The sequence below is a fragment of the Rubritalea profundi genome, from assembly GCF_002954445.1.
GTDB lineage: Bacteria > Verrucomicrobiota > Verrucomicrobiia > Verrucomicrobiales > Akkermansiaceae > Rubritalea > Rubritalea profundi.
In genome coordinates, this window is the sequence record NZ_MQWA01000001.1 from 2,814,512 (window position 1) to 2,841,320 (window position 26,809).

28 protein-coding genes and 1 pseudogene are annotated in these 26,809 nt (G+C 48.4%); 18 read left to right on the top strand and 11 right to left on the bottom strand.

What is annotated here, in order from left to right; translation table 11 throughout:
* The first annotated feature begins 356 nt into the window (after positions 1–356).
* From BSZ32_RS12365 to recA, 3 genes are all read left to right on the top strand, one after another.
* Positions 357–779, top strand: coding sequence for a hypothetical protein (locus BSZ32_RS12365; protein ID WP_105043700.1), 423 nt, complete (start codon positions 357–359; stop codon positions 777–779).
* 334 nt (positions 780–1,113) lie between these two features.
* Entirely contained in the window at positions 1,114–2,415 is a 1,302-nt protein-coding gene (locus BSZ32_RS12370; RefSeq protein WP_165788821.1) for an IS4 family transposase, read from the top strand.
* Between the two features lie 292 nt (positions 2,416–2,707).
* Positions 2,708–3,754 carry a recombinase RecA gene (recA, locus tag BSZ32_RS12375; RefSeq protein ID WP_105043702.1) on the top strand — a complete coding sequence of 349 codons (1,047 nt, stop codon included), beginning with the start codon at positions 2,708–2,710 and terminating at the stop codon, positions 3,752–3,754.
* A 343-nt stretch (positions 3,755–4,097) separates the two neighbouring features.
* Here the strand turns inward: recA and BSZ32_RS12380 are convergent, their stop codons facing one another.
* From BSZ32_RS12380 to BSZ32_RS12405, 8 genes are all read right to left on the bottom strand, one after another.
* Positions 4,098–4,958, bottom strand: a complete 861-nt coding sequence (locus BSZ32_RS12380; RefSeq protein ID WP_165788822.1) for a DUF3472 domain-containing protein — start codon at positions 4,956–4,958, stop codon at positions 4,098–4,100.
* A 50-nt stretch (positions 4,959–5,008) separates the two neighbouring features.
* Positions 5,009–6,331, bottom strand: coding sequence for an NADP-specific glutamate dehydrogenase (gdhA, locus tag BSZ32_RS12385; RefSeq protein ID WP_105043704.1), 1,323 nt, complete (start codon positions 6,329–6,331; stop codon positions 5,009–5,011).
* A 137-nt stretch (positions 6,332–6,468) separates the two neighbouring features.
* Positions 6,469–6,714 (bottom strand): hypothetical protein, encoded by a 246-nt coding sequence (locus BSZ32_RS12390; protein ID WP_129589741.1) that lies wholly within the window; start codon positions 6,712–6,714, stop codon positions 6,469–6,471.
* A 220-nt stretch (positions 6,715–6,934) separates the two neighbouring features.
* Positions 6,935–7,075 (bottom strand): hypothetical protein, encoded by a 141-nt coding sequence (locus BSZ32_RS18915; RefSeq protein ID WP_165788823.1) that lies wholly within the window; start codon positions 7,073–7,075, stop codon positions 6,935–6,937.
* A gap of 12 nt (positions 7,076–7,087) precedes the next feature.
* Complete coding sequence (locus tag BSZ32_RS20150; RefSeq protein ID WP_276308436.1) at positions 7,088–7,642, bottom strand: polyprenyl synthetase family protein; 555 nt, start codon at positions 7,640–7,642, stop codon at positions 7,088–7,090.
* Positions 7,594–8,094, bottom strand: a complete 501-nt coding sequence (locus BSZ32_RS20155) for a polyprenyl synthetase family protein (RefSeq protein ID WP_276308437.1) — start codon at positions 8,092–8,094, stop codon at positions 7,594–7,596. The genes BSZ32_RS20150 and BSZ32_RS20155 overlap by 49 nt, the downstream gene beginning before the upstream one ends.
* 93 nt (positions 8,095–8,187) lie before the next feature.
* Positions 8,188–8,745, bottom strand: coding sequence for a shikimate kinase (locus BSZ32_RS12400; protein WP_105043706.1), 558 nt, complete (start codon positions 8,743–8,745; stop codon positions 8,188–8,190).
* 63 nt (positions 8,746–8,808) lie between these two features.
* The gene (locus BSZ32_RS12405) at positions 8,809–9,627 is read right to left on the bottom strand and encodes a hypothetical protein (protein ID WP_105043707.1); all 819 of its coding nucleotides are present in this window, start codon (positions 9,625–9,627) and stop codon (positions 8,809–8,811) included.
* 125 nt (positions 9,628–9,752) lie between these two features.
* Between BSZ32_RS12405 and BSZ32_RS12410 the strand changes: the two genes are divergently transcribed.
* The 3 genes from BSZ32_RS12410 (at position 9,753) to BSZ32_RS12420 (ending at position 11,626) form a co-directional block, all read left to right on the top strand.
* Positions 9,753–10,268: a gamma carbonic anhydrase family protein gene (locus BSZ32_RS12410; RefSeq protein ID WP_105043708.1), complete on the top strand. Its 516-nt coding sequence runs from the start codon at positions 9,753–9,755 to the stop codon at positions 10,266–10,268.
* 12 nt (positions 10,269–10,280) lie between these two features.
* Positions 10,281–10,730 carry a bifunctional nuclease family protein gene (locus tag BSZ32_RS12415; RefSeq protein ID WP_105043709.1) on the top strand — a complete coding sequence of 150 codons (450 nt, stop codon included), beginning with the start codon at positions 10,281–10,283 and terminating at the stop codon, positions 10,728–10,730.
* 62 nt (positions 10,731–10,792) lie between these two features.
* Positions 10,793–11,626, top strand: a complete 834-nt coding sequence (locus BSZ32_RS12420) for a mechanosensitive ion channel family protein (protein ID WP_105043710.1) — start codon at positions 10,793–10,795, stop codon at positions 11,624–11,626.
* A 78-nt stretch (positions 11,627–11,704) separates the two neighbouring features.
* Here BSZ32_RS12420 and BSZ32_RS12425 read toward each other — a convergent pair whose 3' ends face one another.
* The 3 genes from BSZ32_RS12425 to trmB are packed head-to-tail and all read right to left on the bottom strand — an operon-like array spanning position 11,705 to position 14,701.
* Positions 11,705–12,337, bottom strand: coding sequence for a metalloprotease (locus BSZ32_RS12425; protein ID WP_105043711.1), 633 nt, complete (start codon positions 12,335–12,337; stop codon positions 11,705–11,707).
* A 4-nt stretch (positions 12,338–12,341) separates the two neighbouring features.
* Entirely contained in the window at positions 12,342–14,030 is a 1,689-nt protein-coding gene (gene leuA, locus BSZ32_RS12430) for a 2-isopropylmalate synthase (RefSeq protein WP_105043712.1), read from the bottom strand.
* Positions 14,031–14,086: 56 nt separating this feature from the next.
* Complete coding sequence (gene trmB, locus BSZ32_RS12435; protein ID WP_105043713.1) at positions 14,087–14,701, bottom strand: tRNA (guanosine(46)-N7)-methyltransferase TrmB; 615 nt, start codon at positions 14,699–14,701, stop codon at positions 14,087–14,089.
* 251 nt (positions 14,702–14,952) lie between these two features.
* On the opposite strand from trmB, the gene BSZ32_RS12440 reads away from it, so the two are divergent.
* The 12 genes and pseudogenes from BSZ32_RS12440 (at position 14,953) to BSZ32_RS12495 (ending at position 26,805) form a co-directional block, all read left to right on the top strand.
* Positions 14,953–15,414 (top strand): TPR end-of-group domain-containing protein, encoded by a 462-nt coding sequence (locus BSZ32_RS12440; RefSeq protein ID WP_105043714.1) that lies wholly within the window; start codon positions 14,953–14,955, stop codon positions 15,412–15,414.
* 166 nt (positions 15,415–15,580) lie between these two features.
* Positions 15,581–17,665, top strand: a complete 2,085-nt coding sequence (fusA, locus tag BSZ32_RS12445) for an elongation factor G (protein ID WP_105043715.1) — start codon at positions 15,581–15,583, stop codon at positions 17,663–17,665.
* A gap of 408 nt (positions 17,666–18,073) precedes the next feature.
* Positions 18,074–18,640 carry a 50S ribosomal protein L5 gene (gene rplE / locus BSZ32_RS12450; protein WP_165788824.1) on the top strand — a complete coding sequence of 189 codons (567 nt, stop codon included), beginning with the start codon at positions 18,074–18,076 and terminating at the stop codon, positions 18,638–18,640.
* A 39-nt stretch (positions 18,641–18,679) separates the two neighbouring features.
* Entirely contained in the window at positions 18,680–19,081 is a 402-nt protein-coding gene (rpsH, locus tag BSZ32_RS12455; RefSeq protein WP_105043716.1) for a 30S ribosomal protein S8, read from the top strand.
* A gap of 25 nt (positions 19,082–19,106) precedes the next feature.
* Complete coding sequence (gene rplF / locus BSZ32_RS12460; protein WP_105043717.1) at positions 19,107–19,646, top strand: 50S ribosomal protein L6; 540 nt, start codon at positions 19,107–19,109, stop codon at positions 19,644–19,646.
* 40 nt (positions 19,647–19,686) lie between these two features.
* The gene (gene rplR / locus BSZ32_RS12465; RefSeq protein ID WP_105043718.1) at positions 19,687–20,043 is read left to right on the top strand and encodes a 50S ribosomal protein L18; all 357 of its coding nucleotides are present in this window, start codon (positions 19,687–19,689) and stop codon (positions 20,041–20,043) included.
* Between the two features lie 14 nt (positions 20,044–20,057).
* The gene (rpsE, locus tag BSZ32_RS20385; RefSeq protein ID WP_105043719.1) at positions 20,058–20,798 is read left to right on the top strand and encodes a 30S ribosomal protein S5; all 741 of its coding nucleotides are present in this window, start codon (positions 20,058–20,060) and stop codon (positions 20,796–20,798) included.
* 62 nt (positions 20,799–20,860) lie between these two features.
* Positions 20,861–21,300, top strand: a pseudogene (gene rplO / locus BSZ32_RS12475) (50S ribosomal protein L15).
* Between the two features lie 109 nt (positions 21,301–21,409).
* Positions 21,410–22,912, top strand: a complete 1,503-nt coding sequence (gene secY, locus BSZ32_RS12480; RefSeq protein ID WP_105043720.1) for a preprotein translocase subunit SecY — start codon at positions 21,410–21,412, stop codon at positions 22,910–22,912.
* A 124-nt stretch (positions 22,913–23,036) separates the two neighbouring features.
* On the top strand, positions 23,037–23,666 hold the full coding sequence (locus BSZ32_RS12485) for an adenylate kinase family protein (RefSeq protein WP_105043721.1): 630 nt from the start codon (positions 23,037–23,039) through the stop codon (positions 23,664–23,666).
* Between the two features lie 59 nt (positions 23,667–23,725).
* Positions 23,726–24,538, top strand: a complete 813-nt coding sequence (map, locus tag BSZ32_RS12490) for a type I methionyl aminopeptidase (protein WP_105043722.1) — start codon at positions 23,726–23,728, stop codon at positions 24,536–24,538.
* A 161-nt stretch (positions 24,539–24,699) separates the two neighbouring features.
* Positions 24,700–26,805, top strand: a complete 2,106-nt coding sequence (locus BSZ32_RS12495; RefSeq protein WP_165788825.1) for a peptidoglycan D,D-transpeptidase FtsI family protein — start codon at positions 24,700–24,702, stop codon at positions 26,803–26,805.
* Positions 26,806–26,809: the final 4 nt, after the last annotated feature.

Here is a 26,809-nt window from a genome sequence, read left to right on the forward strand (position 1 = left end):
CTTGTGTCTAGAATCTATATGGAATAGAGGATAGAAGCATCTTCCTTTTTTATTAGACTGTCTTTTTCTTGTGTCTTTTTCTTGTTTTCTTGGCGCGTTAGAAATATCTGTAAACCTCTCGTATTCAGCGATTTATATCAAGTCGATTCGTGCTCTATAGAACCTTATAGGAGGATCATCATTTTGCAGAATCCATATGGAATAGAGTATAGAAGCATCTCTCTTCTTTATTATGTCTGTCTCTTTCTTGCTTTCTTGGGGCGTTGAGGATGAGGTCGCGCCAGAGGGGGGCAGCTGGCAGAGCTTGAAGCAGCTCGGTGTTGACCTGTGGTAAATCCTCTGTGTAGCTTGGCACTATGAGCAAAGCGCAGCACATCATGCTAGGAAAAGGTTTGGCAGATTTACCGTTCGGAGCCACCCGCGACGAGGTGAGTGCTATATTTGGTGAGCCAGAGGAAGTGGATCAAATCGATCTTGGTGACGAAGAATCGATCGCATGGCATTATTGGAACCTCGGGATTTCACTCAATTTTGATGAAAGCGAGAACTACCAGCTTTGTACGATCGAGGTCGCTAGCCCAGAGGTCACACTTTTTGGCAAGCAGCTCATCGGCCTGAAGCGTGATGAAGCCGTTGCCTTCCTAGATGGGCAAAATATTGGAGCCTCAAAACCTGAAACGAGCCGTGGAGTTATGTACGAAGATGTAGAGTTATATCTCTGGTTCAACGGTGGGGAACTCGCCGAAATCCAGTGGGGACCGATCGAAACTGATCTGTAGTAGAGCGAAGTTCGCAGTTTTTAGACTGGAGCAATAATCAATCTCAATCGCGAAAGATGAAAAATTCTCAAAAGCAGCCAAACTCGTAATCAATAGTCGCCTCCTCTGGGCAGCTGTGGCTTGATACAGCTCTGCTGCAGGGGCAGACCGATGACAGCGGTGGGGTATCATCGTCGTGCCTTGGCTAGCTTGAAATCCCTTCCAGCGTAACAGCGCTAGTTGCCGGAGGTTTCCCATTGGCGTCAACCTAAGTCGTAACTTATTTATCTAAAGATAAATACATAAATAAATGTATGTTTATTCTTGACGTGAGGCCAGATCACGCATGCTTGGCATGTCCAAATTTAAGAAGCGTGATGGTGGAAATGTTGTAATCGAACATTATCTTGGTGACCTTGAATCAATTGCCAAGAGTGTGGGATTTATCGAACGAGAAAGTGAGCACTTTTCGGCAGAAGGATTCTTGCGATCACTTTTTAGATCACTCGAAGATGGAAAGGCCTCGTTACGAAAATTGGCCAGTCGCATGGCGACTATAAATAATAACTCGCTATCAAAGCAAGCTCTCTGGAAGCGTATTAAGAAAGACTCTTGCCCTGATTTTTTACAAGCAGTATTGGACAAAGTAAATGGACAACAAACTCCAGAGAATCTCAGCCCCCGCAACTCGAAGTGTAAAAGGCTTATTGTCCAAGATTCCACACAGATACGGAGTCACAAAAAGAATCATAAACATTATGCTGGAACTTCTAACAAGTCGACGCGGATATCTTGTGCGAAGATTGATCTCACGATGAACTTTTTGACCAACGACATCCTGCTAATCCAAGAATCTAACGGCAAAGAGCAAGATCGAACACTAGGGAGGAACCTGTTACCACTGCTTGAGAAGGGTGACATGAAAATTAGAGATTTAGGTTATTCAGCTTTGGAGTCATTTAAGTATGCCGAGGGTATTGAGGCGCTCTGGATGAGTCGTTTACATGGTCAAATAAAAGTCTGGATCGAAGATGGGAATACTTTAGAAAGCCTCCTTTCAACGACTTTAAAGAGTACGTTAGATATACATGTACGTATTACCGCGCATGGCCACACTTGCCGTTTAGTCGCGGTGAGATGTAGTAAGGAAACTGTGGACCGCAGACGAGCGAAGCGGAAAGAAAAAGGAGATACAAAGAGGAGGAAGCGTAGATCCAATGGAGACCTTCGAGAGCAGTGGAGCCTTTACATCACAAACATCCCAGAGGAACAGCTAAGTACCCATGAGGTCATCTCATTTTATGAACAACGTTGGGCCATAGAGATTACGTTTCGAGCCCTAAAGGGTGCAAGTAACATGCAAAAAGCAATGAGAAGTCCGACTAACAAGAATCATTTGCAATTGATTCTGAAAGCCGCTCAAATCTTAGCTTTACTGACATCAAAGGTCCAAGCGGTGGTAGCTGCACACCATAGTATAGAACGGTGTAAATTGAGCATCGAGAAGTTCATGGACTGGATGCTTTCATGTTTATCACAACTTGACTCCATGAATATTGCGTATCCATACCGACTGAGGGAGTTGTCACATGAAGTTCGAATAAAAGGTAAGACTTTAGCCCAGAGAAGGATAGGTCACCTTAAGTGCTTAGGTTGACGCCAATGGGAGGTTTCCTTTAGTATGAAGGTAGGGTCGACCATCGCTCTACTCGAAGCGAACGACAGGAGCTAGGAAGTTACTGAGAGTTCGTGAATCAAGCATGTACAGTCTGAGAGGTCTCAGAAAGAAGCCTTTGGAGTGATTAGTCTGCCGACTCAATTTTAAGTAAGTCTAAAAAATGTTCTTTAGAACACATTTTGTGTTGACCGCGAATACGGTGAGGTGCAGTCTGAGTGTATCAAGACAACCAATTATTACCGTGTCTGCACAACCTGAACTTATTACTCATATGTCTACAAAAGAATCCGCTGCTCAAGAAAAGGCCAACGAAAAGCTATTAGAAGCACGCAAGAAGAATCTCGATTTAGCGCTCACGCATATTCAAAAGGAATTTGGTGAGACAGCGATCATGCGTTTGGGCGATGCGGGCTGTGTCGACGTCGACGTCATCCCGACAGGCAACCTTCTCATTGACCGAGCTCTCGGAGTCGGAGGTTTCCCGAAAGGTCGTATTATTGAAGTGTTTGGGCCTGAGTCATCAGGTAAAACAACGCTGACATTGACAGCGATCGCGCAGGCTCAAAAGCAAGGTGGTCTCGCGGCATTTATTGATGTGGAGCACGCGCTCGATCCTCAATACGCACGTCGTCTTGGGGTGAATCTAGATGACCTTCTTATTTCTCAGCCATCTTCAGGTGAGGAAGCATTGCAGATTTGCGAGACTTTGGTCCGTTCGAATGCAATTGATGTGATCGTGCTCGACTCGGTGGCTGCTTTGGTGACCAGGCAAGAACTGGCAGGTGAAATCGGAGATTCCACTGTCGGTGCGCAAGCGCGCTTGATGAGTGCCGCAATGAGAAAGCTCACGAGCTTCATCTCCAAGGCAAACACCGTGTGTATCTTCACTAACCAGATCCGTGAGAAGATCGGCGTGATGTTTGGTAGCCCAGAAACCACTCCTGGTGGTCGTGCGCTAAAATTCTTTGCTTCGATGCGTGTAGATATTCGCCGGATTGGTCAGATCAAGTCAACTGATGGAGTAGTGCAGGGCAACCGCACGAAAATCAAAGTGGTAAAAAATAAGGTAGCCCCACCATTCAGGGAAGCTGAGTTCGACATCATGTATAACGAAGGTATTTCTTCAGTGGGCTCACTCCTCGATTTAGCGATAGAGTACAATATCATCCTCAAGCGTGGCTCTTGGTTCTCCTATAATGGTAACCAGCTAGCCCAAGGCCGCGATGCAGCTAAGACAGCCCTTAAGGAAAATGAAGAACTCTATACTGAGCTGGAAGATTTGGTGAAAGCCGAGCTAGCAATGCGTAAAGACAAGTAGACTAATTAGGAATTTTTTGGGTCGTTCACATGGTGTGGACGGCCCATATTTTTTTTAAGTTGGCTTGGCGAGTATGATTATCGACATACCTCTATAGGATTTTTAGAGCTTAGTGTGTGGAGGCAAATCTGACTGGAAAGAACTACGATGCGATAGCTGAGAGGTGGTGTGAGCAACATAGGGGCTCGGGATATGGAGTCAGGCAGTTAGAGAGAGCACTGAGTTTTGTGAAAAAACGAGGTTGGGCGTTGGATGTGGGATGCGGTAGTAGCGGTCGCTTTATCAGCGTGAGCTAGACTTAGCTCTTGCGTGGGGGAGTGGAGACTGAGTTGTTCGATTGGGATTAGGCATCCGTCAATTCCTTCGGGAGGACTTTGATCGATTTTTTTTGCGCTGGGGTGGTTTCGATAGTGCTCCAAAGCTTAGAAGTTGCTTGGTTGGTTGTTCCGCCAGTTTGGAGGAAGAATCCATGACTGATTTGACCTGCATCGACATTTTTAGATGGGGTGCTGTCGCCGGTGAAGCGTGCTTTTGGCATTGGTCGCCAAGTCTTTGCGTCAGTTGATGCCCAGGCATTGGTGTAGCTTGCTTTACGGACAACTGTTGCTGATTGGTAGTTGCGGAGGAAGTCTTCGACGAAGGAGTAGATACCGTTACCAAGTTGCTTGCCTTTGGCTAATGTCTGGAACTCAGTCATCAGCTGCCAACCCTTGGTTTTGTTGTTATAAAAGTAGCCAGTATAACGGGTCGTGGTGTCGTTGACACGAATCGACTTCACTAAGAAGCTGACTTTTTCTCTAATTTGCCAATCGTAGTCGTAAAAGCTCTGACCGCCAGAGCCTTCACTACTGAAGCGCACGTCATCACCCTTACGGATGAGTTTTACTCGCATATTTTCCGGAACATTTTTTGAAATTCGGCCATTTTTGTGTTCCAAGACGGAGAAGATGATGACTTTCTTACCATTGGCGAGTTCTTGCATTCCAAGGTGTCCCATATGAAATCCTAGGGCACAAAAGTACGTGCCGGGTGAGGACTTCTCTACACTGAGGTCGATATAAGCGTAGCATGGGTCATCGACTGATTTTGTGTAGCCTAAGTGGATCGACCTACACTGGCGCTTAACTAGCTCTTCTTTGCTAATTGCCTGAGAAGTAACAGCGAGGGTAAGGCTGAGTATGGCTGCGGTGATTGTTTTCAGCATTCTTATTGTACTGGCGAAACAGGCCATATCTTCCATCTTTATGGACAAAATTAGATTGCTCCATAGGCAACCATAGCATCAGCAACCTTCACAAACCCTGCAATGTTGGCGCCTTTGATATAATCAATAGTACCGTGAACTTCTAGACTGTGGCGGAGACATTTCTGGTGAATACCGGCCATGATGCCCTTGAGTCTGGTGTCTACTACTTCGTGGGACCAAGCAATGCGTAGGGCATTCTGACTTTGTTCTAAGCCTGAGACCGCAACACCACCAGCATTTGCAGCTTTGGCTGGGCCAAATATGACGCCGCCTTGTTGTAGTGTTGTCACACCGTCGGCTGTCGTGGGCATGTTGGCTCCTTCGATGAGAACGTGCAGACCATTGGCGACCATTACTTTAGCATCGGCTTCATCGACTTCGTTTTGAGTCGCGCAGGGGAGAGCGTAGTCGGCTTTCACTGCCCATGGGCGTTTACCTGGGTGAAACTCGCAGCCAAACTTGTCAGCGTACTCGTGGATTCTACCGCGGCGTACTTCTTTGAGATCTTTAAGGAATTCGAGTTTTTCACCACTGATGCCATCAGGGTCGAAAATGAAGCCTGATGAATCGGAGGCTGTGAGAGCCTTGCAGCCTAGCTCTTCTAACTTTTCAATAGCGTAAAGTGCGACGTTGCCTGAACCGGAGATAATGGCTGATTTTCCTTCGAGCCCTTCACCACGGTGTTGGAGGATTTCCCTTAGGAAGTAGACAGCTCCATGGCCGGTGGCTTCCTTTCGACCAACGCTGCCGCCAAAGGAGAGGCCTTTACCGGTTAGGACTCCGGCAAAGCGATTGTTGAGTCTTTTGTATTGGCCAAATAGGTAGCCGAGTTCACGTCCACCGACGCCTATGTCACCAGCTGGGACATCCGTGTCTTCTCCAATGTGACGTTGGAGTTCGGTCATCATCGCGTGGCAAAAACGCATGACTTCCGCGTCGGTTTTTCCTTTTGGGTTGAAATTAGATCCACCTTTGGCCCCACCCATCGGCAGACCTGTGAGGGAGTTTTTGAAGGTTTGTTCGAAACCCAAGAATTTGAGAGTGTCGAGGTCGACATCTTTGTGGAAGCGCAGCCCACCTTTGTAGGGGCCTATGCTGTTATTGAACTGCACTCTCCAAGCTCGGTTGGCGCGAACGTTGCCAGCATCATCCATCCATGTGACGCGGAATGTGATAATGCGGTCTGGCTCAGTCATGCGCTCTAGGATGCTAGCGTCTCTGTATTTCTTAGAATCATAGACGAGGGGCATAACACTCTCGACGACCTCGTGGACAGCTTGGTGGAAGTTGGGTTCAGCTGGGTTGCGGCGGATGAGCCTTGCATAAAACAGTCGAGGTCACAGAATTCTTTTTTAGTCATGGCAGGTAAGAGTAGAGTTGTTGGATATTATTCTAGAAATATCCTAATTCAGCCTAAGTCATGCGCCAAGGATCATCTGCTAGAGACTTCGGATGTGCCTGAAATGCTCTATTGCTGAGTAAAAGCTTGCTCGTAGGAGCCGCGAACTGAGCCTCTCAATAGTACGATAAATGTGAATACGCCAAGGATGGTTCCAAAGGGCATTTGCTGGCAGTTGATCCCAGCGACGACGAGAGAGAATGTACGATTTTTACGCAGAGCGAGGAATCTGGCAGAGAGTGCATTTAGAACTGCTATCCCTACCGCAATGAATCCCATGAGAACATACATCCAGACGAAATAATCAAGAAACACAACTGGTGAGAAAGCGATCTCAGATTCTGTGTTTTTTCTATTTCGCTGAGGAAATGAGGATTGCGAAAGACGCTACTCATAATGAAGTAATGCAAGCCGAGGAAGAGGATGCCTAGAGCTGAGAATCCTCCAAGAATGTAATGGAAAATGACGAGTAGCTTTAGCTGGTCGTTGTCGTTCTTCTGAACGGGTGTGGGAGGAGGCGGTGTCATGTGGGGGATTATTTTAAAAATGAATGGGCGAATATTGCAGTGCCGGTGACCCAGAGAAAACAGGCGGCGAAGAGACCAGTAATCCCAAAAAAGGCGGCCACAAATCCAGCTAGGATAATGAGGCCGCCGATGAGTCTTCCTTTAGACATGATGGGTGAGTTTTAGCTGCGGCACTTGTTGATCAAGTCTTCGAGGTAGCCGGTGATTTCTAACAGCCCTTTGGTGTAGTTATTGTCTTCTAGGCAATTGAGGTTGTCTCTTGCTTCATCGAGCATCTCAACTGCGGTGTCGAGTGAGGCCTCAATAGATGCAGTGTAGGCTTTGGCTCCTACTAAGCCTTCAAAGTCGAGCGGTTGCTGGTCTTTGATGTTCTTTTTAAGCAGCTTCTTCGTGCTGTTGGGAGCTGTTTCTAGCAGATTGAGAAGAGGCAGTGTGAGCTTACCTTTTTCTAGGTCGGTGCGCAGAGTCTTGCCAACTTGGTCTTCGGAGCCGACGAGGTCGAGGCAGTCGTCGTAGATCTGGAAGGCGGTGCCTAGCTTGAGGCCGTAGTCATAGACTTTTGCTTCGGTTTCAGCATCCGCACCTGAGAGTGAGGAAGAAATGCCGGCTGATGCGGCAAAGAGCGCGCCCGTTTTCATAGCGATGATGCGGAAGTATTCTTGCTTTGTCAGGCCGAGGTCAAATCGGCGTTGCGTCTGAATGACTTCGCTTGGCAAACTTCGCGTGAAGCTGTGCCGACCTTGCGGCAGATGTCGATGCTACCGAACTCTGTGGCGAGTAGAAGAGCGTGAGAGAATAGAGCGTCACCTAGTAGGACCGCCATTCCGTTGCCCCATTTGGCATTAGGTGTGGGCGTTTTACGGCGAGTATCGGCTTCGTCGATGATGTCATCGTGAACCAGAGTGGCCATATGAATGAGCTCAAAAATGACGCCAATCTTGAGGTTGTCGTCAGATATTTTTCCTAGTGCGCCACCTGCGAGGATGGCGAGGGCTGGACGAATGCGCTTGCCGCTCGTGTTACAGATGTAGTCGATGTATGGCTCCACTTCAGAGTCAAAAGCTTTGACCTGCTCAGAGATCTGCTTTTCTACCTGTTTGATTTCCTTGCGGACGAGATCGAATGCGATGCGTCCTTTTGAGTCAGAAAATGATTTTAGGCGTGCCATGTGGTATGTGTGGTGCGGAAAGAGCTTTGGCGGGGTAATAGAGAGAGCTGGGATTCTTCACACTCGGAGCTTAGATGCAACCGTAATCGTGTCTTAGCTGTGTCCAAAAAAGTATCGGGCACTCTCGAGAATGCCATGCGCTGTCTCCGCGATATTGAGGCCTGATGTTTGCAGGCGTAGGTGAGAGACTTCTCTGTAAATGGCATTGCGCTGGTTGAGCATCTTTTCGATGGTTTCGCGAGGATTCCCGGTTTGCAGTAATGGTCGCTTACTATTGCGCGATGTGCGCTCCAGTAGAGTGTCGGTATTCGCATCGAGCCAGACCACGTAACCGAGTTCGCGTAAGAGCGGGCGATTTTGTTCTTTTATCGGTAGTCCACCGCCAGTGGCGATGATGTGGTGGGTGACTCCGTCGCTGATGAGTTGATCGACTGCTTGAGTCTCGCAATTGCGAAAATAGCTCTCGCCTCTAAGTGAGAAAATGTCTGCCACGCTGAGTTTCTCAAGTTCTTCGATTTTACTGTCGGTATCGATCAGCGGGTAGCTGAGTAACTTACCCAACTCGCGGCCGATGGTTGATTTTCCCGAACCCATAAAGCCAACGAGGATAATATTCCTAGCAGGCATGGTGTTCGTTGTTTCTGCATTCATAGCGCGAGTGTAGGAAAGATTGTTAGCATGACCAGAACGGAGATGACCTAAATGGCGCTCAGTCTAGCTCAGACGAATCATATCCTTGATGAATTGCTTCCACAGGAAACAAAGTCCACGGAAGGAATAGCGAAATTTACCATTGTCAGTGATGGTGATGATACCGGTGTCGAGGTTGTGGCGGATTTGAACACGCATGTCATTCTCTACTTCTTCGTTGAGGATGTCGGGGTCAGGCATCATGAGGTTGTCAAACGATCCACCCTTCTTTTTTATAAAGTGTTTATGGGACTCGAGCGATTGCTCAAGCGAGCAATGACGGCATGCAATCTGGTTCCAGGCCACAGCTGGGGAGTTCTTTAAAGTAGATGAGAATGGGAAATTACTAGTGCGGTAGATTTTACCATCACAAGCACGGGATGAAATGGTGACGTACGAAAAGGCAACATTCGTTTGTTTGCAGAGGCAAACTGTGACAACGGTTCGTTCTTCTGGGTGCCAAAAGAAGCTGTAATGTTGGGCTGAGCCGGCCCAGTCCCAGCTGTAGTCTGAGCTGTGTTCGAAATCGAGGGTTTCTAGTTCGTCGATATTATGTGCGGCTTCTGGAAATTGCTGGAGCCTTGGACTTCTTTCCTCATTGAGGTGATTCTCTAGCGGTAGTCGCAGCTTGCGAACCCTCGTGCCTAGCTCGATCCATGGGAGGAAAAACCAGACGAAGATAGAGGCGATCGAGAGTGGGATGTTTCCCGATATAAAGTAGACGACGGTCCCACTAGCGAGCAGGTAGACGAGCGCACCGATCTTTCTGAAGATGCGGCGGCGGCAGGAACGAAGGGCCATGCCGATGAGGATGATACCAATAACTGTAAGGGATTCGTGCATAAATATGGAGTTACCTTCCGCTGAGGGAGTGGGAGGAATGGCATAGATTCGCCCAGAAATAGGTCAAGAGCAAGGGAAGTGTAGAAAATCATTGTGAGAATGCAGATGCGCCATAGATTGAGGGCATGGCGATTGAGTCTTATGAGGAGTTTTTACCGGAGGTGCATTCAAGTGCATTTATTGCAGCTAGCGCTGATTTGATTGGTCGTGTGACTATTGGTGAGGAAGCGAGTATTTGGTATAATACGACATTGCGAGGTGACATTAATGAGATTGTGATTGGGCCGCGTTCGAACGTGCAAGACAATGCCGTGATTCACCTTTCGGATGATTTTGGGACTTACATAGGTGAATATGTAACTGTCGGTCACGGGGCGATTGTCCATGCGGCCACAGTGAAGGATGAAGTTCTTATTGGTATGGGTTCCTGCATTTTAGATGGAGCCGTCATCGGCGAACGCTCGATCATCGGAGCGAATGCTCTGGTTACCAGTGGTGTTGTGATTCCCCCAGGTTCACTCGTAATGGGCTCACCAGCTAAAGTAGTGAGAAGTCTGGATCTAGTGGATCAAGCAAAAGTGAGGCATTGGGCTGAAAAGTATGTAATCCAGTCTCGTAAATACCTCGCTCGCTCAATATAAAGAGCAAAGATTATGCCAGCAGATGTAGTGAGAGTTGAGCCGGTAGCGCTCATGCCAACCCAAGCCGGATGCGCCGTTTTCCTCGGTGACGGGGAGAAGGTGATTGTCTTTTATGTAGATCCTTCAATCGGAGCGTCTATTAATATGGCCTTGGCAAATGAGCCGGCGCCCAGGCCACTGAGCCACGACCTTTTTACCGATACTCTAAAGGCGATGGGCGCGCGTATGATGCGTGCGTTGGTTGTAAAAGTGGAAGGTGAAGTGTATTTTGCCCGGCTTTTCCTAGAGGCCCAAAATGAAGTGATGGAGCGCAAAGTTATCGAGCTCGATGCTCGTCCAAGCGACTGCATTGCAATGGCCGTGCGCTGTGGTGCTCCTCTGTACTTTTTAAAAGAGATCTGGGATAATCTAGAAGATATGTCTGAGGTTCTAGCGAGAATGCGAGCCGAAGATGGCGGGTGAGCTATCAGTCGTGTAAAATTGAGGGTGGATTATTTGTAGGCTAACACCTATACCAGCATGCGATGAATACGCTTATTGCCGCAATTGATATGTCCGTCCTAGCAGCTCAAGGAGCTGACTGGGGAGTTAAAATTCTATTGGCTCTGATCACTCTAGCCGTCGGCTGGAAGGTGGCGGGGTGGATCGCTATTTTAGTTGGAAAACAGCTCGATAAAAAAGGTGTGGATCCAACGATCAAACCTTTTATTTGCACACTGATATCGACTTTAGTGAAGGTGGGTGTGGCTATTTCAGCCATTGAAACCGTTGGGATTCAAGCAACTTCTTTCGCTGCCATTTTCGCAGCAATGGGTCTAGCTATTGGTATGGCTCTCAGCGGTACATTACAGAATTTCGCTGGCGGTGTGATGCTTCTTATCTTCCGTCCATTCAAGATTGGCGATGTGATAGAGTCTCAAGGGTTCACTGGTTGCGTGAAAGAAATTCAGATTTTTCAGACGATCCTGTTGACTCCTGATAACAAGATGATCCACCTGCCGAACGGTAAGGTTTCTAACGATTCAATGGTGAACTATTCCACGATGCCCGAGCGCCGTGTGGATTTTACTTTCGGGATTGGTTATGGTGACGACATCGACCAAGCGCGCGAAGTGCTGAAGTCGGTCATTGCTGCAAATACAGAAATAATCACCGAACAAGAGGGGCGCGAGCCATTTATTGTGGTGGGTGAGTTAGCTGATAGTTCAGTGAATTTTACGGTTCGCGTATGGGTGAAGGCTGCCGATTATTGGGGTGTGAACTTCTCGATCATTGAGAATGTGAAGAAGGCCTTTGATCAAGCAGGAATCTCTATCCCATTCCCGCAGCAAGATGTGTACATGCACCAGGCTAACTAATTTTAAGAAAGCTCTAAACTAAAATGGCCTCACAGCGAATATGCTGTGAGGCCATTTTTATAGTAAGAATGTGAAATGTTAGCTCTTAGTTTGCTGCCACGCTTGGTAATTCTGGTAAGCGAACATACCCATGAAGAGGGACGCTATGTAATATCCTATGTAGATTGCTACCACTCCTATGAGTGCGGCGATGATAATCCCAGTTAGGTGAACGCCAGCTTTGCGGCGAGGGCCCATGATAGCGCCCAGCATTTGACCTCCGTCAAGAGGAAGGATGGGGAGGCAGTTGAATATTGCCCATATTACACTGATGAGAACGAAGGTTCCAATGAAGTGTGAGAGCATGTTCCCAGCTAGTCCAAGATAGGGGGAGATGAAAAAGACTGCTATCGCGACTAGAATTTGACTTCCTGGGCCTGCTGCGGTCACTAAGAATGACTGCTTACGGTTTAAGATGCCAGCTGGGTAGGTCGCGTAGCCACCGAAGTTGGAAAGCACGACTTGAGTTGGCAGCTTATAGTGCTTGATCATCAGAGCATGGCCCATCTCGTGAATGAGTAGCGAGAGGAAGCCTGCTATGACAAACATTGCCAGCATAAGTAGGTCTGCGCTTGAACGAGGGTCATAACGCATGAGACCTAAGAATCCCATTGTGAGCCAAAAAATAGGCTCCACTCGGATCGGTATACCAAAGAGTTTAAATTCGATCATAGCGTTATCCGTGGAGGAGGTTGTAGGCGCTTACGAGGGCTTTGAGGCCAGCCATCTCGATAGATGGGTCGACGCCGCAGCCCCAGAGTATTCCGCTGTTTTCATTTGAGCGAAGCTGGATGTAGGCAGCTGAGTCAGAGTCTGAGCCGCCACGGATCGCGTGCGAACGGTAGTCTGTGAGAGTGAAGTCCTTGAGACCCGCCGTTTCGAGCGCGTGCACAAAGGAGTTGATCGGGCCGTTGCCCTCGCCAGAGATTTCTTTTTCAGTTCCATCGACTATGATGCATGCGTGGCAGAGAACTTGGCCTGCGGCAGCTCTGTTGTGGTCGAGTTCGTATTCTATCAACTGCAGCGGCTGAGAAACATTAACGAAGTGCTCGAAGAATGCTTCGCGGATCTCAGAGGCATCGAGTTCCTTACTCTGTGAGTCAGCTAGCTCGTAAATGCTCTTTCCTACCTGTGGGTGCATGGTCTTAGGTAGATCAAAGCCGTGCTCGCGATCAAGGATGTAGGCTACGCCGCCTTTGCCTGACTGTGAGTTGATGCGGATGATCGCCTCGTAGGAGCGTCCGATATCCTCCGGGTCGATGGTGAGGTAGGGGACTCCCCATGCTAGATCAGCTTGTTCAGTGCGTTCTTTTCTGCGGCGGTCGAGGCCTTTCTTGATGGCGTCTTGGTGAGATCCAGAGAACGCCGTGAAGACGAGTTCGCCAGCATAGGGCGAGCGGTCAGAGACAGTCATGCGTGTGACTCGCTCGTAAACTGCCCGGATGGATGATAGATCGCTGAAGTCGAGACCTGTTGGGATTCCATGGGAGTTCATGTTGAGAGCCACGGTGACGATGTCGAGGTTGCCAGTGCGTTCGCCATTGCCAAAGAGAGTGCCTTCTACACGGTCAGCGCCAGCCATGAGGCCGAGCTCAGTTGCTGCGGTTCCAGTTCCTCGGTCGTTGTGGGTGTGCAATGAGACTGAGAGCGCGCCGCGCTTAGCCAAGTTTCGGCACATCCATTCGATCTGGTCGGCATGGATGTTAGGGGTGGCCCACTGGACGGTGTCCGGTAGGTTGATGATCATTTTCTTCTCGGGGGTCGGCTGCCAGATGTCGATGATCGCATTGCAGCATTCGACCGCGAAATCTAACTCGGTATCGGAAAAGGATTCTGGGGAATACTGGAGGACGATTTCAGTTTCTGGAATCGTAGGGGTAAGTTCTTTGACTAACTCGGCTCCGGCCACAGCGATGTCACGGATCTGCTCGCGTGAGGCGTCGCTAAAGGTGACGCGGCGCTGGAGTGGGGAGGTCGAGTTGTAAATGTGCACGATGGCGCGCTTAACTCCCTTGATTGCTTCAAAGGATCGGCGAATGAGGTGCTCGCGAGTTTGAACGAGGATCTGGATAGTCACATCTTCTGGGATGCGGTTTTCCTCAATCAAACGACGACAGAAGTTGTATTCAGTGTCAGCGGCAGATGGGAAGCCAATCTCGATTTGTTTAAAACCAATTTGGCAAAGAAGGTCGAAGAATTCGAGTTTTTCTTCGATGGTCATAGGCTGGGGTAGAGCCTGGTTTCCATCGCGGAGGTCGACAGAGCACCAGATCGGAGCAGAGGTGATCTGCTGGTCTGGCCATGTACGGTCGGTCAAATTTACGGGGGGGAATGGGCGGTACTTGCTAATGTTGTCTGGTTTCATGACGGTGCCTAGGCTGAAGCTAGGAGTGATAAGTGTGAAGTGGAAAGTGGTGAGTGCTACTCAGGTTTGCGGAAGCGGGCGCGTTCGATGACTTTGCCCTCGGCCTCCCACTGGAGTTGAAAGTCGGTCTTTGGGTAAAAGAAGGCGTCCTCCGGCCACTCAAGTCGTTCGAGTTTTTGGAAGGTTTTTAGTTCCTCTTCGACCCATTCAAAGTATTCTGGGTGATCGGTTTTGAAGCGAAATTCTCCACCCGGCTTGAGCGCTTTATAGAGAGCTTCGAGAAAGCCTTGTTGGACAAGACGGTTTTTGTGGTGGCGCGCCTTTGGCCATGGGTCAGGGCAAAGTAAGTGGACTCGGTCGACGGAGTTCTCTGGGAATAACCATTCGATCACATACTTTGACTCGAGTCGGAGTACTTTACAGTTAGCTAGTTTTCCTTGCGTAGCTTTGCGGCAAACGCGTTTTACGCGGCCGAGTAAACGCTCAACTCCAAGGAAGTTGCGATCGGGATGGTGAGCAGCCATGCCGATGATGAACGAGCCGTCGCCACTGCCGAGGTCAAGCTCGAGTGGTTGATCGTTGTCGAAGATTGTTGAGGGATCGAGTTTCGCGAAATAATCATTCGGCATGAACTCGCATTCCACTGGCTGGCGCTGCTGCTCAGATTTCATCGCGGCAGTCTGCTAAGAGAATTTCGGATATGCAAGGCTAGGAAAGGTGAATTTCTATTCTGAATCATTGAGTTTTCCCTTTGCCTGAAGAAGCTATGGAGCTAGGTCTTATACGCTCATGAAATACCCGATCCTCCCAACTCTGTGTTTTATTCTTCTGCTTGCAAGTTACTGTGCCGCATTTGTCTTAGGTTAGTCTGGATATCGGCGGTTGCGCTGGACTGAGGAGTTGTGCTAGCGTCGTGCTTGAGATGAATGAGGAACGGTGCTTAGCTGCTGCGGAAGGTTACTTGCAATTAGAGATGCCTGTTGAGGCTGTATTGGAAATTGAGCGCCTACCTGTGAATGTGCGACAAGGTGTGCATTCTTCCGAGCTTGAGCTTGCTGCCCAAATGATGCAAAAGCATTGGAATCGCGGCGCAGAGTTAGCTAGCCTTCTTTGTGCGCTGAAGCCAAGCAAGCGCGCCTACTTTTTACACGCGGCCTATTGTTTGCATGAAACGGGCGATACGCTGGCAGCCAAGAGCTTCTTGATGAGTGGGCCTAAGAGTTTGATGAAGGATGCGCTCTTTCATTACAATATGGCATGTTATTGTGCTGTGCTAGGGGATGTAGAAGAGGCGAGTCGCCATCTGATACCGGCTTTAGAGTTGGATCCTGCACTGAGAAAAATAGCATTAAGCGATGAGGATCTTAAGGGAATTACGTTCTAACTGGCGTGCCCAGCATAGGTCTGTTTGCTCAGAGTTACTTACATTAGCTGGAGATTTGTTATTTTTTTAAGAAATTGGCATAGAGTGATTGCCAAATGATCTGTGGCGATATATGCAACGCTGCAAGTAACTCGGCACAAAGTCGAAACACGAAAGGACCATTCTTATGGCTACAGATCTATCAAAATACAGAAATATCGGAATCTTCGCTCACGTTGATGCGGGCAAGACCACAACAACAGAGCGCATCCTAAAACTCACCGGTAAGGTACATAGAACTGGTGAAGTTCACGATGGTGAAGCTACCACTGACTTCATGGAGCAAGAGCAAGAGCGTGGAATCACGATCCAATCTGCAGCTACTTCATGTTTCTGGGACGATCACCGTTTCAACATCATCGATACTCCTGGACACGTAGACTTCACTGTAGAAGTTTACCGTTCGCTTAAAGTTCTCGACGGTGGCGTTGGAGTTTTCTGCGCATCTGGTGGAGTTGAGCCACAGTCTGAGACAAACTGGCGTTATGCTAACGAATCAGCAGTTGCTCGCGTTATCTTTATTAACAAGATGGACCGTGTTGGTGCTGACTTCCTCGGTGTCGTCGGACAAATCAAAACTATCCTCGCGGCTAAGCCACTCATAATGGTTCTTCCTATCGGATGTGAGACTGAGCTCAAGGGCATTGTTGATCTCATCACGCGTAAAGCATGGGTATGGGATGATTCAGGTCTTCCTGAGAATTACGAAGTTCAAGACGTGCCGGCCGACATGGTTGAGCAAGTTGAGGAGTACCGCGCGGAGCTTATCGAGACTGCTGTTGAGCAGGACGACGACCTCATGGAAGCTTACCTCGAAGGTGAGGAGCCAAGCTTCGAAGACCTCAAGAGATGTATCCGCAAAGGAACTATCGCTCTCGATTTCTTCCCTACTTACTGTGGATCAGCATTCAAGAACAAGGGGATCCAGAACGTGCTCAATGGTGTTGTTGACTACCTTCCTTCCCCTACTGAGGTTCCACCACAGCCAGAAGTTGACGAAGAGGGTACAGAGACTGGCGAATTCGCTATCGTGACACCAGACGCACCACTTCGTGCTCTTGCATTCAAGATTATGGATGACAAGTACGGCGCTCTCACATTCACTCGTATCTACTCAGGTAAGATCAGCAAGGGTGATACAATCCTTAACACTTTCACGGGCAAGACTGAGCGTATTGGTCGTCTTGTAGAGATGCACGCAGACGAGCGTATCGAGCTTGACTCAGCACAAGCTGGCGACATCGTCGCTCTCGTAGGTCTCAAGAATGTTCAGACTGGTCACACTCTCTGTGATAAGGCGCATCCTGCGACTCTCGAGCCAATGGTTTTCCCTGAGCCTGTGATTTCAATTGCTGTTACTCCTATTGATAAAGTGAACGCTGAGAAAATGGGTATAGCTATCGGTAAGATGGTTAAAGAGGATCCTACTTTCCTCGTTGAAACTGACGAAGAGACTGGTGAGACAATCCTTAAAGGGATGGGTGAGCTTCACCTCGACATTAAGGTAGACATTCTCAAGCGCACACACGGCGTTGAAGTAACAGTGGGTGCTCCACAGGTTGCATACCGTGAGTCCATCACTAAGACAATCAAGGACAGCTACACGCACAAGAAGCAGTCCGGTGGTTCTGGTCAGTATGGTAAGATTGATTACACGATCGAGCCTGGTGAAGTCGGAACAGGTTTCCTCTTCGAGTCCAAAGTTGTTGGCGGTAATGTTCCTAAGGAATTCTTCCCAGCTGTTGAGAAGGGTTTCCGCACTTCAATGGTTGCTGGTGTTCTCGCTGGCTACCCAATGGAAGATGTTAAGGTAACTCTTACAGATGGTGGTTGCCACGCAGTTGACTCCTCTGCTGTAGCGTTCGAAATCGCAGCTAAGGCGGCGTACCGTGCATCTATCCCTAAGGCTGGCCCTCAGATTCTTGAGCCAATCATGAAGCTCGACGTGTTCACTCCTGAGCTGAACGTCGGTGACGTGATCGGAGATCTTAACCGTCGCCGTGGAATGATCCAGTCTCAAGACACAACGCCTACAGGTGTTCGCGTTAAGGCTGAGGCTTCCCTTTCTGAAATGTTTGGTTACATCGGTGATCTTCGTACAATGACATCTGGTCGTGGTCAGTTCTCTATGGAGTTCTCACATTACGCTCCGTGTCCACGTAACATTTCCGAGAAGGTGATCAAAGAAGCCGCTGAGCGTAACGCTAGGTAATTTCTCCTAAATATAATTTCAAAGCGGCCAGTGGGTTTATCCTGCCGGCCGCTTTTTTTGTTCGTCTCAATGATATGTCGTTGAGCTGGCTGTGACTTATATCGATCTGGTCGATGTTTCCTTCGGTATAATCAATTATGACTTTTGGATGATTGCTGCTATAACTCGGGGTGTCGGTGAAGTCCGACCTTGTGTGTGTCTGGTGACGGCCTGCTGCTTTTTTGAGGTGGTGGGCCGTCTCTATTTTTGGATGGAATATAAAAAATGGGGGTAGTTATCGCTTTCCGCTTGCCGATTGGGAAATTGTGCGTTAAAGCCCCCGCCCGACTCGGTGTTTGTAACGCAATCTCCGTTCGGTCTGTAGCGCTTAAGCTAAGCTATTAAAAACAACCAGCTGACCCGCAAATTATGAAACCATCAATGCAAACATACTATCAGGAGAAGGTAGTGCCTGCGCTCAAAGAAGAGCTCGGATGCACTAACCCTCACCAGGTGCCTGGTTTGGAGAAGATTGTCGTGACCACTCACTGTGGCCGCGCAACTGATCGCAAACAGGCTGTTGAAGACTCCGTTGAGGAGATCTCAAAAATCACAGGCCAAAAGCCTAGTGTATCTTACGCTAAAAAATCTGTAGCGAACTTCAAGGTTCGTGAAGGTGAAGCAGTGGGCGCACGTGTTACCCTTCGTGGTGCTAACATGTGGGAATTCCTCGATCGCTTCATCCACATCACTGCTCCTAACATTCGTGATTTCCGCGGTATTTCACCAAAGAGTTTCGACGGTCAAGGTAACTACGCAGTAGGTGTCTCAGATCAATCTATTTTCCCTGAAGTTGAACTTGATAAGATCAAGCGCCAGATCGGTTTCGACCTGATCTTCGTAACTTCAGCTACAACTGATGATGCAGGCCGCGCACTTCTACGTGCACTCGGTATGCCATTTCGCGAGAACAAGAAAGAAGCTGCAACAGCTTAATTCGCATAACTAAAACATTTAAAACAAAGGAATAATATTATGGCAGTTCTTAGCGACCCAATTTCCGATTTTCTTACCCGTCTGAAGAATGCTTCAGCAGCAGGTAACGAAAAATTCTCAGCCCCTTACAGCAGAATGAAGCAAGACATTGCAGGCATCCTCGTTGAAGAAGGTTACATCTGGAAGGCTGAAGTCTCTGGTGAAGGTATTGATAAAATCATCACAGTGACAGTAAAGTACTCAGATGCTGGTAAAGCAGTTATCACAAACCTTAAGCGCGTATCTAAGCCAGGTCTCCGTCAGTATGTCGGTGCCAGCGAAGTTCCACGTGTTCTTAATGGTCTTGGCATCTCCATCCTCTCAACACCTAAAGGGTTGTTGTCTGGTGCAGCGGCAAAGAAGCAAAACGTAGGTGGCGAGCATCTCGCTAACATTTGGTAGTCCCTAACTTTAGAAATATAACATTATGTCAAGAGTAGGACTCAAATCAATCACACTTACCGATAAGGTCACAGTAACTGAGACAAAAGGTCTCGTTGTTGTAGAAGGCCCTAAAGGTAAGCTCGACTTCCAACTTCCAAGAGGCATCGGCTTCTCTGCAGAAGGAAACGAAGTAACAATCACTCGCGCTGACGAAAGTCGCCAAGTTCGTGCACTTCACGGCACTGCGCGTAGTCTTGTCAACAACATGATCATCGGTGTATCCACAGGTTACTCCAAAGATCTTGAACTCGTCGGTGTTGGTTTCCGTGCAAAGTTAGCGGGCAAAGCCCTCGACCTTAGCCTCGGTAAATCTCACCCAATCCTCCACCCAATTCCAGAAGGTATCAAAGTCACTGTTGACGGCACTACTAAGCTGAAGGTTGAGGGTATAGATAAGCAGGCAGTAGGTCAGTTCGCAGCAGAAGTTCGCGCGTACTACAAGCCTGAGCCGTACAAAGGTAAGGGTATTCGCTATGTTGGTGAATACGTTCGTCGTAAGGCTGGTAAGTCTGTTGGTAAGTAATTCGAGCCAACAAATATTAATCTCAAACTGAATTCATACAATGAGCAAACTCAATCGTAAATCAGTCCGCCAGCGCATTCACTTCCGTATCCGTAAAAAAGTTATGGGAACAGCTGAGCGTCCACGTCTCGCAGTTAACTATTCTAACCAGCACCTTTATGTGCAGGTAATCGACGACGAAGCAGGCAACACACTCACAGCAGCATCTTCCCTTGATAAGTCAATCGAAGGTGCAGCTTCTAACGTAGCTACTGCAGCTAAGGTTGGTGCACTCATCGCTGAGCGCGCCAAGGAGAAGAACATCGAAGCAGTCGTTTTCGACCGCGGTGGTCATCTCTTCCATGGTAAAGTCAAAGCGCTTGCTGAAGCAGCACGCGAAGCTGGACTTAAATTTTAATCAACCACTAAAGCATGTCTGAAAATAAAGAAAACGCAGCAGCTACTCCAGCAGCAGCAACTCCTGCAGCAACTCCAGTTGCAGCAACTCCAGCAACAACTACTGGCGCTCCTTCACAGGATCGTGGTGGTCGTGGTCCTGGCGGTCGCAGTCAAGGTGGCCCTGGTGGTCGTGGTCAAGGTGGCCCTGGTGGTCGCGGTCAAGGTGGTCGTGGTGGTCGTGGTGGTCGTGGTGGTCGTCCTCAGCGTCAAGCTCCTCCAAAGCCAACTACCGAAGATGGTGTTGAACTTGTCGAGAAGGTTGTATTCATCAACCGATGCGCTAAAGTTGTCAAAGGTGGACGTCGCTTCTCCTTCTCCGCTCTTATGGTTTCCGGCACACACGAAGGTCGTGTTGGCGTAGGTTACGGTAAGGCTAACGAAGTGATCGACTGCATCAAGAAAGCTGCAGAAGATGCAAAGCGGCGCATCAAGCGTTACGCTATCGTTGATGGCACTATCCCACACGAAGTATACGCTGAATTCGGCGGCGGTAAGGTTCTCCTTAAGCCGGCTTGCCCAGGTACTGGTGTTATCGCTGGTGGTGGTGTACGTGCAGTCTGTGAAGCAGTCGGCATCAAAAACGTTCTCGGAAAGTCACTCGGCTCAAACAACCACGCAAACGTAGTGAAAGCTACTGTTGCTGCACTAGCTCAACTTCGCACTCGCGATGAGGTTCTTGCATCACGTGGTAAGCTCAAGCCAAAGTCACTCTAATTTAAACTGAGGTAGACGTTCTTCATTGGACGGCTACTTTCTAACCATAGAAATTTAAGATAATGAATCTTCACACACTTAAAACTAATCCTGGCTCCAAGCACCGCATCAAGCGTCTTGGTAAGGGTGAAAGCTCTGGCTTGGTAAAACATCAGGTAAGGGTCACAAGGGTCAAAAGGCTCGCTCAGGTTCCGGCGTTCGCGTTGGTTTCGAAGGTGGTCAAATGCCTATTCACCGTCGTCTTCCTAAGCGCGGTTTCAACAACGTCCGTTTCGCGGACAAAGTTGTTGTCGTAAACACTGCTCACCTCCAGAAATTCTTCGAAGAGGGTGACACTGTAAATGAAGAGTCACTTCGCGCAAAGGGCCTTGTAAAAGGTGCTTTCGATCAAATCAAAGTACTCTCTAACGGCAATCTCAGCAAGAAGCTTACAGTTTCTGTTGACGCTCTTAGTACCTCCGCAAAGGAAAAAATCGAGAAAGCTGGCGGCACTGCTGCTTAACGCTCCTCGATCATCTAGGTGTTTTACATCTATTTTAAACTTTATGTGAGGAAGCGCTTGCGCGCTTCCTCACTTCTTTATACAAGCCGCCCCTCAATCTAACTAAATTATGATTTCCGCATTTGCGAATACTTGGAAGGTAGCAGAGCTACGTGAACGCATCATTTACGTACTCGTAATGATCGTTATAGTCCGTCTTGGTGTACACATCACACTCCCTGGCGTTGACGCTGGAGTGATCGATCAACACATGAAAAATATCGCTGAAAAAGGCGGTAGTAACAATGGCCTGCTCGATACCATGGCAACTATCTTCTCCGGTGGTGGTCTGCAGAAACTTGGCCTCTTTGCGCTAGGTATTATGCCATACATCTCAGCATCTATCTTGATGCAGCTCATGACAGCTGTTATGCCAAAGCTTTCAAAGCTTTCGCGTGAAGACGGCGGTCGTCAGAAGATTAATCAATACACACGATTCATTACGATTATCATCGCGATAGTACAAGGTGGTTTCCTTGGACGTCAGATATCAAGCAATCCTGGCTCACTTCCATTCTTCAGTGGTATTGCAGATGTGGGTAAGCTGGTACCTAACCCAGGCTTTACCTTTATTGTGATTTTCACACTCACTGTAGTGACTGGAACACTCCTGCTTATGTGGATTGGTGACCAAATGACTGAAAAGGGAATCGGTAATGGTACTTCGATCATTATTACGATCAACATCATCTCATCTCTCCCGACGGCGTTGGCCCTTCTTTGGAAATCACTCATCAGTGGTGGTACTCCAGCAGGTGCGGCTTTTGTTGTATTCCTCTTTGCCTTCCTTATCTTCGTGGTCGCTGCAACTATTGCGATTACTCAGGCCCAGCGCCGAATCGCTATCCAGTACGCCAAGCGTGTGGTTGGACGCAAGCAATACGGTGGTCAGACTCAGTATCTGCCGCTCAAGTTGAACTACGCAAATGTGATGCCAATCATCTTCGCAACAGCGATTCTTGGAATTCCGACAATGATTGCAAACCAGATGTTCCCGTCTGCTAGTTGGGCTTTGACACTGAATAAGGTTCTTTCGTACGACAGCATTTGGTATTATGTGATCGCTGGTATTATGATCTTCTTCTTCTCTTATTTCTGGGTGGCAACAATGTTCCAGCCATCTGAGATTTCAGAAAACCTCAAGCGCAGTGGTGGTTATATCCCGGGTATTCGCCCAGGTGAGCCAACTGCCAAGTTCCTCGACTTCACGATGACTCGTCTCACCTTTGCTGGTGCCATCTTCCTTACCATCATCTTTGCAATGCCGTTCGCAGTGTCACAGATGCCTACGCTTTTCTCCGCAGATCCATTGAATCCGATGATTACCGGTTTCTTCGGTGGTACTTCTCTGCTCATCATGGTGGGTGTGATCCTCGATATTATGCGCCAAGTTGAGACTCAGCTTCTCCAGCGCAACTACGATGGCTTCCTCCGTCAAGGTAAGCTCAAAGGAGCTGTTGATCGCCGTAATAAGCAACTCGCAGCAAGAAGCAGCAATAACATGCTCTACCTTATAGTAGTCGTAGCATTGCTCTTCATCCTCGGGATTGTAGCTCTTTCAATGAAGCCGTAGTATCCGATACTAAGTAACCACTTTCAATGGCCGCTAGGATTCAAAACCCTGCGGCCTTTTCTATCAATAGGGCAAGCAACTCGCTTGCTGAGTTTATTTTCTAGCAAAAGATTAATCTCTTATTATGCGCCGCATCGTTCTCATAGGGCCACCAGCGAGTGGTAAAGGCACTCAGTGCCGGCGGATTCAAAATCTTCTGGATGTTCCAACCTTGGGAACAGGGAAGTTGTTGCGCAAGGAGGTCGAGTCCGGTTCTAAGCTAGGACTTGAGGTGGAAGATTATTTAAACCGTGGAGCTTATGTTCCAGATGCTTTGATCATGGAATTGGTCAAAGCTTGGATGGCGAAGCGCTCTGAGTCGGGCTGGTTGCTAGATGGCTATCCTCGAACATTGGCTCAAGCTGAAGCGCTGGAATCGGATGCTTCCTTTCAGGCTCCAACTTTAGCAATTGCGCTGGATGTTCCTCAGCATGAACTTGAGCAACGCATTATCAGCCGCCGTGAGTGCGCCGACTGTGGGGCTACGGTCTCAGTAAGTTCTCCTGACGAACTAAACTGTAATGACTGCAATGGTGAATTAGTGTCACGATCCGACGATGATTTGGAGAATTTCCGCAGGCGCTACGCAAACTATAGCGAACTCACGCAACCACTATTTGACTACTATGCTGCGAAAGGTAAGTTGCTATTAGTTAATGGCAGTGCTAGCCCAGAGGACGTGTTCTGTGTAATCAATAACCATCTCTCTGAGTAAAATAGCCCCCCTGCAGAGCTCTCTAAGTTCTGACTAAAATTTTAAACCAACCTATTTCCATGGCGAAGCGCAAAACAAACAAGAACAGGATCCCAATTAAGTCACCTCAAGACATCAAAGAAATGCGTGTTGCTACTGAGACGGCGAGTGAGATCCTGCAAGCTACAGCGAAGTTTATCGAAGCTGGTAAGACGACGAGTGAAGTCGATCTCTATGCCGCAGAGTTGATCAAAGAGCACAATTGTATTTCGGCATTTCTCGGTTACCGAGGGTTTCCAGGTAATATTTGTATCTCACCGAACGAAGAAGTGGTGCACGGAATTGGCTCTGATCGTGTGATCAAAGATGGTGATATTATTAGTATTGATGTCGGAGTGGTTAAAAATGGCTGGATCGGCGATAATGCAACAACCGTTCCTGTCGGCAATGTCGATGAGGAGGTTAAGCGTTTGCTCGCTGTAACTGAGCAATCACTTTACGAGGCGTTAGCCTTTGCCAAAGATGGTGAATACCTCGCTGATCTATGTGGTGCAGTTGCTGAGTATGTGAAACCTTTCAACATGGGAGTAGTGAAGGAATTCGTTGGTCACGGTGTTGGGAAAGAGCTTCACGAAGAGCCGCAAGTGCCGAACTACCGTCCTCTGGGACGTAGCCCACGCCTCAAAGAAGGTATGGTGCTCGCTATCGAGCCAATGATCAATGCGGGAACTCCGCGGGTTAAAGTGCTCAGTGATGGTTGGACAGTCATCACCGGTGACAAGAAATATTCGGCTCATTTCGAGCACACTGTGTGTGTTGGAAAACATGGACCAGACATCCTCACTGCTCGTCCACGTGAAGCCACTCCTGAGCTTCTTGGAATCACTTTATAAGAGTCTATTTCTGTGAGTGATGAAATGAGAATGGAATTGTTATTTTTCCATGTTGTCTCATCACTCTAGAATATTGTAGAATATTCCAAGTGAGACAGATGAAGAGAGTTCAAAGCGCATTTCCGTCATTATTCCGATGGGGGGTGCTGACTTCTCTTTTTTTGTTTACAGCCATCCTACCGGCGCAAAGCCAGTTGGTGAGTAATGCGCTGGAGCCTGCACTGGAGCTGGGTGCTCCAGTCAAGCGCTCAGCAGATCTAGCCGCGATCCAAACGCGGCCAAATGCAAGGACGATGACTCTGTCGATCCCTGCCCTGCGTGGTCAGATTTTAGATAGGTATGGCAATCCATTAGCTCAGAACAAGGTCGTATGGTATCCTGCATTGCAGTTCCAGCAATTCGAGAACGCCGACCGAGATTTTGTTGTAGCATGGGGTCGTGAGCGGATTGCAAAGGCTAATGAAATCTTTGGTATCAACTGGACAGTCACAGACGATGATCTGTGGCAGCATTATCGACAGCGTCGCTGGCTAGCTATGCCGTTCACCCATGTGGTGGAAGCCGAGCGAAAGCTGTTATTGGATCCTCAACTTATTGACGGTCTTGTACTCCATCCTATTTATCAACGGTATTACCCACAGGGAGATCTAGCAGCGCACATGATCGGATACGTTGGTTCTAAAGGGAAGTTAGAGAAGGGGCCAATCAATTATGGCGATCCTATTTTTGAATTCACCGAAGGCCGTGCAGGCTTTGAAAAACTCTATGATGAGCAACTCACTGGTATTCCTGGGCTGAGAAAATTACAGTTCGATTCCTCAGGAGCGGAAGTGCTACGTGAAGATAAGCGGGCGCCTCAGCAAGGTGGAACAGTGGTCACTACACTTGATCTTGAGTGGCAGAAGAGAGCTGAAGAAGTTCTCGCAAAGCACGCACACAAAGGGGCATTGGTAATTATTGATGTGCGCACAGGTGAACTTGTGGCTATGGCGTCTAGACCGTCCTATGACCTCAACACCTTTGTTCCATTTATTACCTCTAAAGATTACGACGCACTTCGAGAAAATCCGGACGCGCCGTTGTTTGCACGTGCCTACCAGGCCGAGTATCCACCGGCGTCTACATTCAAGGCGGTGGTGGCTCTCTCGGCATTACAAAATGGTGTGTTAGACCGCTACACCCAGATCAATACGCCTGCGTTTATTCAGTTGGGAAAGCACCAGATGTGGAACTGGTCGAAAAAACCTGAGGGCCTGATGAATATTGTTAAAGGACTGTATCGCTCCAATAACCCATTTTTTATTCAAGTTGGTATCGCAACGCGACATCAAAATATTGTGAGGACCGCTGAACAATTAGGCTATGGCCGCAAAACGGGACTTCCCTTGGTTGGTGAGAAAACCGGCTTATTGCCGAGTGATGCATACATGCGAAAGCATCACAAACGGCGAATGACCGATGGAGACACGGCGAATATGTCCATTGGGCAAGGGGTGCTTCTGGCGACTCCGCTGCAGGTGGCACTTGGGATGGCGGGCATCGCCAATGGCGGAAGGCTGCCTAAACTCCAGCTTGTGCGGCAGGTGCAAGATGCGAACGGACGGATCATTTCTTATAACCGTGCTGAACCACGACAGCTGATGAATATGAATGCTAGCGATGTGTCGCTGGTGCAAGAAGGTCTGATGAGGGTTGTCAATGATCCCGCCGGCACAGGTAAACGCGCTGCTCTGAGCTACACCATCGTCTGTGGCAAGACTGGTACAGCGCAGTGGGGGCCTGAAGATAAAAAGCAGTATCTCGGTTGGTTTACAGGTTTTTTCCCCTTGGATAATCCCAAATATGCCTTTGCAATGGTTTACGAAGGACGCCCAGGTGAGAAGGTCGGTGGTGGTAGTAAAGCAGCTCCAATGGTGGCGAGTTTCTTCGAGCCAATTAAAGAGGATGTCATGTTTCGCGTTAATCCTCCAGTGAAAGCGATGATTATTCTAGAAGATGAGCCTGTGGCTGTTCCTGATGATCTAGGTGTGCCAGGACGTGCAACGATTATCGACGAAGCAGCAGCTCTTCCAGATGCACCGCCCGCACCAAGAGCTGTGCTGGTGGAAGATGAAACTATCATCTTTCCCGATGTGGCACCACGTGCCGTGCCGGTTGAACCAGAAGTCGATGTACCTGATTTGCGACCGCTGCCTGAAGGGGTAATAGAGCGACCAGAGACTCCAGCTCAACCGAGTGGTCCTGGAGCTCTGATTATTGAAGAATAAGTAT

Coding starts and splice junctions, on each gene's coding strand:
- BSZ32_RS18915 (WP_165788823.1), bottom strand. CDS start 7,075: ATGTCTAAAGGAAGACTCATCGGCGGCCTCATTATCCTAGCTGGATTT.
- BSZ32_RS12400 (WP_105043706.1), bottom strand. CDS start 8,745: ATGAATGCAGAAACAACGAACACCATGCCTGCTAGGAATATTATCCTC.
- trmB (WP_105043713.1), bottom strand. CDS start 14,701: ATGAAATCTGAGCAGCAGCGCCAGCCAGTGGAATGCGAGTTCATGCCG.
- BSZ32_RS12415 (WP_105043709.1), top strand. CDS start 10,281: ATGCCAGCAGATGTAGTGAGAGTTGAGCCGGTAGCGCTCATGCCAACC.
- BSZ32_RS12370 (WP_165788821.1), top strand. CDS start 1,114: ATGTCCAAATTTAAGAAGCGTGATGGTGGAAATGTTGTAATCGAACAT.
- BSZ32_RS20155 (WP_276308437.1), bottom strand. CDS start 8,094: ATGGCACGCCTAAAATCATTTTCTGACTCAAAAGGACGCATCGCATTC.
- BSZ32_RS12440 (WP_105043714.1), top strand. CDS start 14,953: ATGAATGAGGAACGGTGCTTAGCTGCTGCGGAAGGTTACTTGCAATTA.
- BSZ32_RS12405 (WP_105043707.1), bottom strand. CDS start 9,627: ATGCACGAATCCCTTACAGTTATTGGTATCATCCTCATCGGCATGGCC.
- BSZ32_RS12380 (WP_165788822.1), bottom strand. CDS start 4,958: ATGCTGAAAACAATCACCGCAGCCATACTCAGCCTTACCCTCGCTGTT.
- rplF (WP_105043717.1), top strand. CDS start 19,107: ATGTCAAGAGTAGGACTCAAATCAATCACACTTACCGATAAGGTCACA.
- BSZ32_RS12365 (WP_105043700.1), top strand. CDS start 357: ATGAGCAAAGCGCAGCACATCATGCTAGGAAAAGGTTTGGCAGATTTA.
- BSZ32_RS12410 (WP_105043708.1), top strand. CDS start 9,753: ATGGCGATTGAGTCTTATGAGGAGTTTTTACCGGAGGTGCATTCAAGT.
- secY (WP_105043720.1), top strand. CDS start 21,410: ATGATTTCCGCATTTGCGAATACTTGGAAGGTAGCAGAGCTACGTGAA.
- rpsH (WP_105043716.1), top strand. CDS start 18,680: ATGGCAGTTCTTAGCGACCCAATTTCCGATTTTCTTACCCGTCTGAAG.
- BSZ32_RS12425 (WP_105043711.1), bottom strand. CDS start 12,337: ATGATCGAATTTAAACTCTTTGGTATACCGATCCGAGTGGAGCCTATT.
- rplR (WP_105043718.1), top strand. CDS start 19,687: ATGAGCAAACTCAATCGTAAATCAGTCCGCCAGCGCATTCACTTCCGT.
- recA (WP_105043702.1), top strand. CDS start 2,708: ATGTCTACAAAAGAATCCGCTGCTCAAGAAAAGGCCAACGAAAAGCTA.
- BSZ32_RS12485 (WP_105043721.1), top strand. CDS start 23,037: ATGCGCCGCATCGTTCTCATAGGGCCACCAGCGAGTGGTAAAGGCACT.
- rplE (WP_165788824.1), top strand. CDS start 18,074: ATGAAACCATCAATGCAAACATACTATCAGGAGAAGGTAGTGCCTGCG.
- leuA (WP_105043712.1), bottom strand. CDS start 14,030: ATGAAACCAGACAACATTAGCAAGTACCGCCCATTCCCCCCCGTAAAT.
- BSZ32_RS12420 (WP_105043710.1), top strand. CDS start 10,793: ATGAATACGCTTATTGCCGCAATTGATATGTCCGTCCTAGCAGCTCAA.
- rpsE (WP_105043719.1), top strand. CDS start 20,058: ATGTCTGAAAATAAAGAAAACGCAGCAGCTACTCCAGCAGCAGCAACT.
- map (WP_105043722.1), top strand. CDS start 23,726: ATGGCGAAGCGCAAAACAAACAAGAACAGGATCCCAATTAAGTCACCT.
- fusA (WP_105043715.1), top strand. CDS start 15,581: ATGGCTACAGATCTATCAAAATACAGAAATATCGGAATCTTCGCTCAC.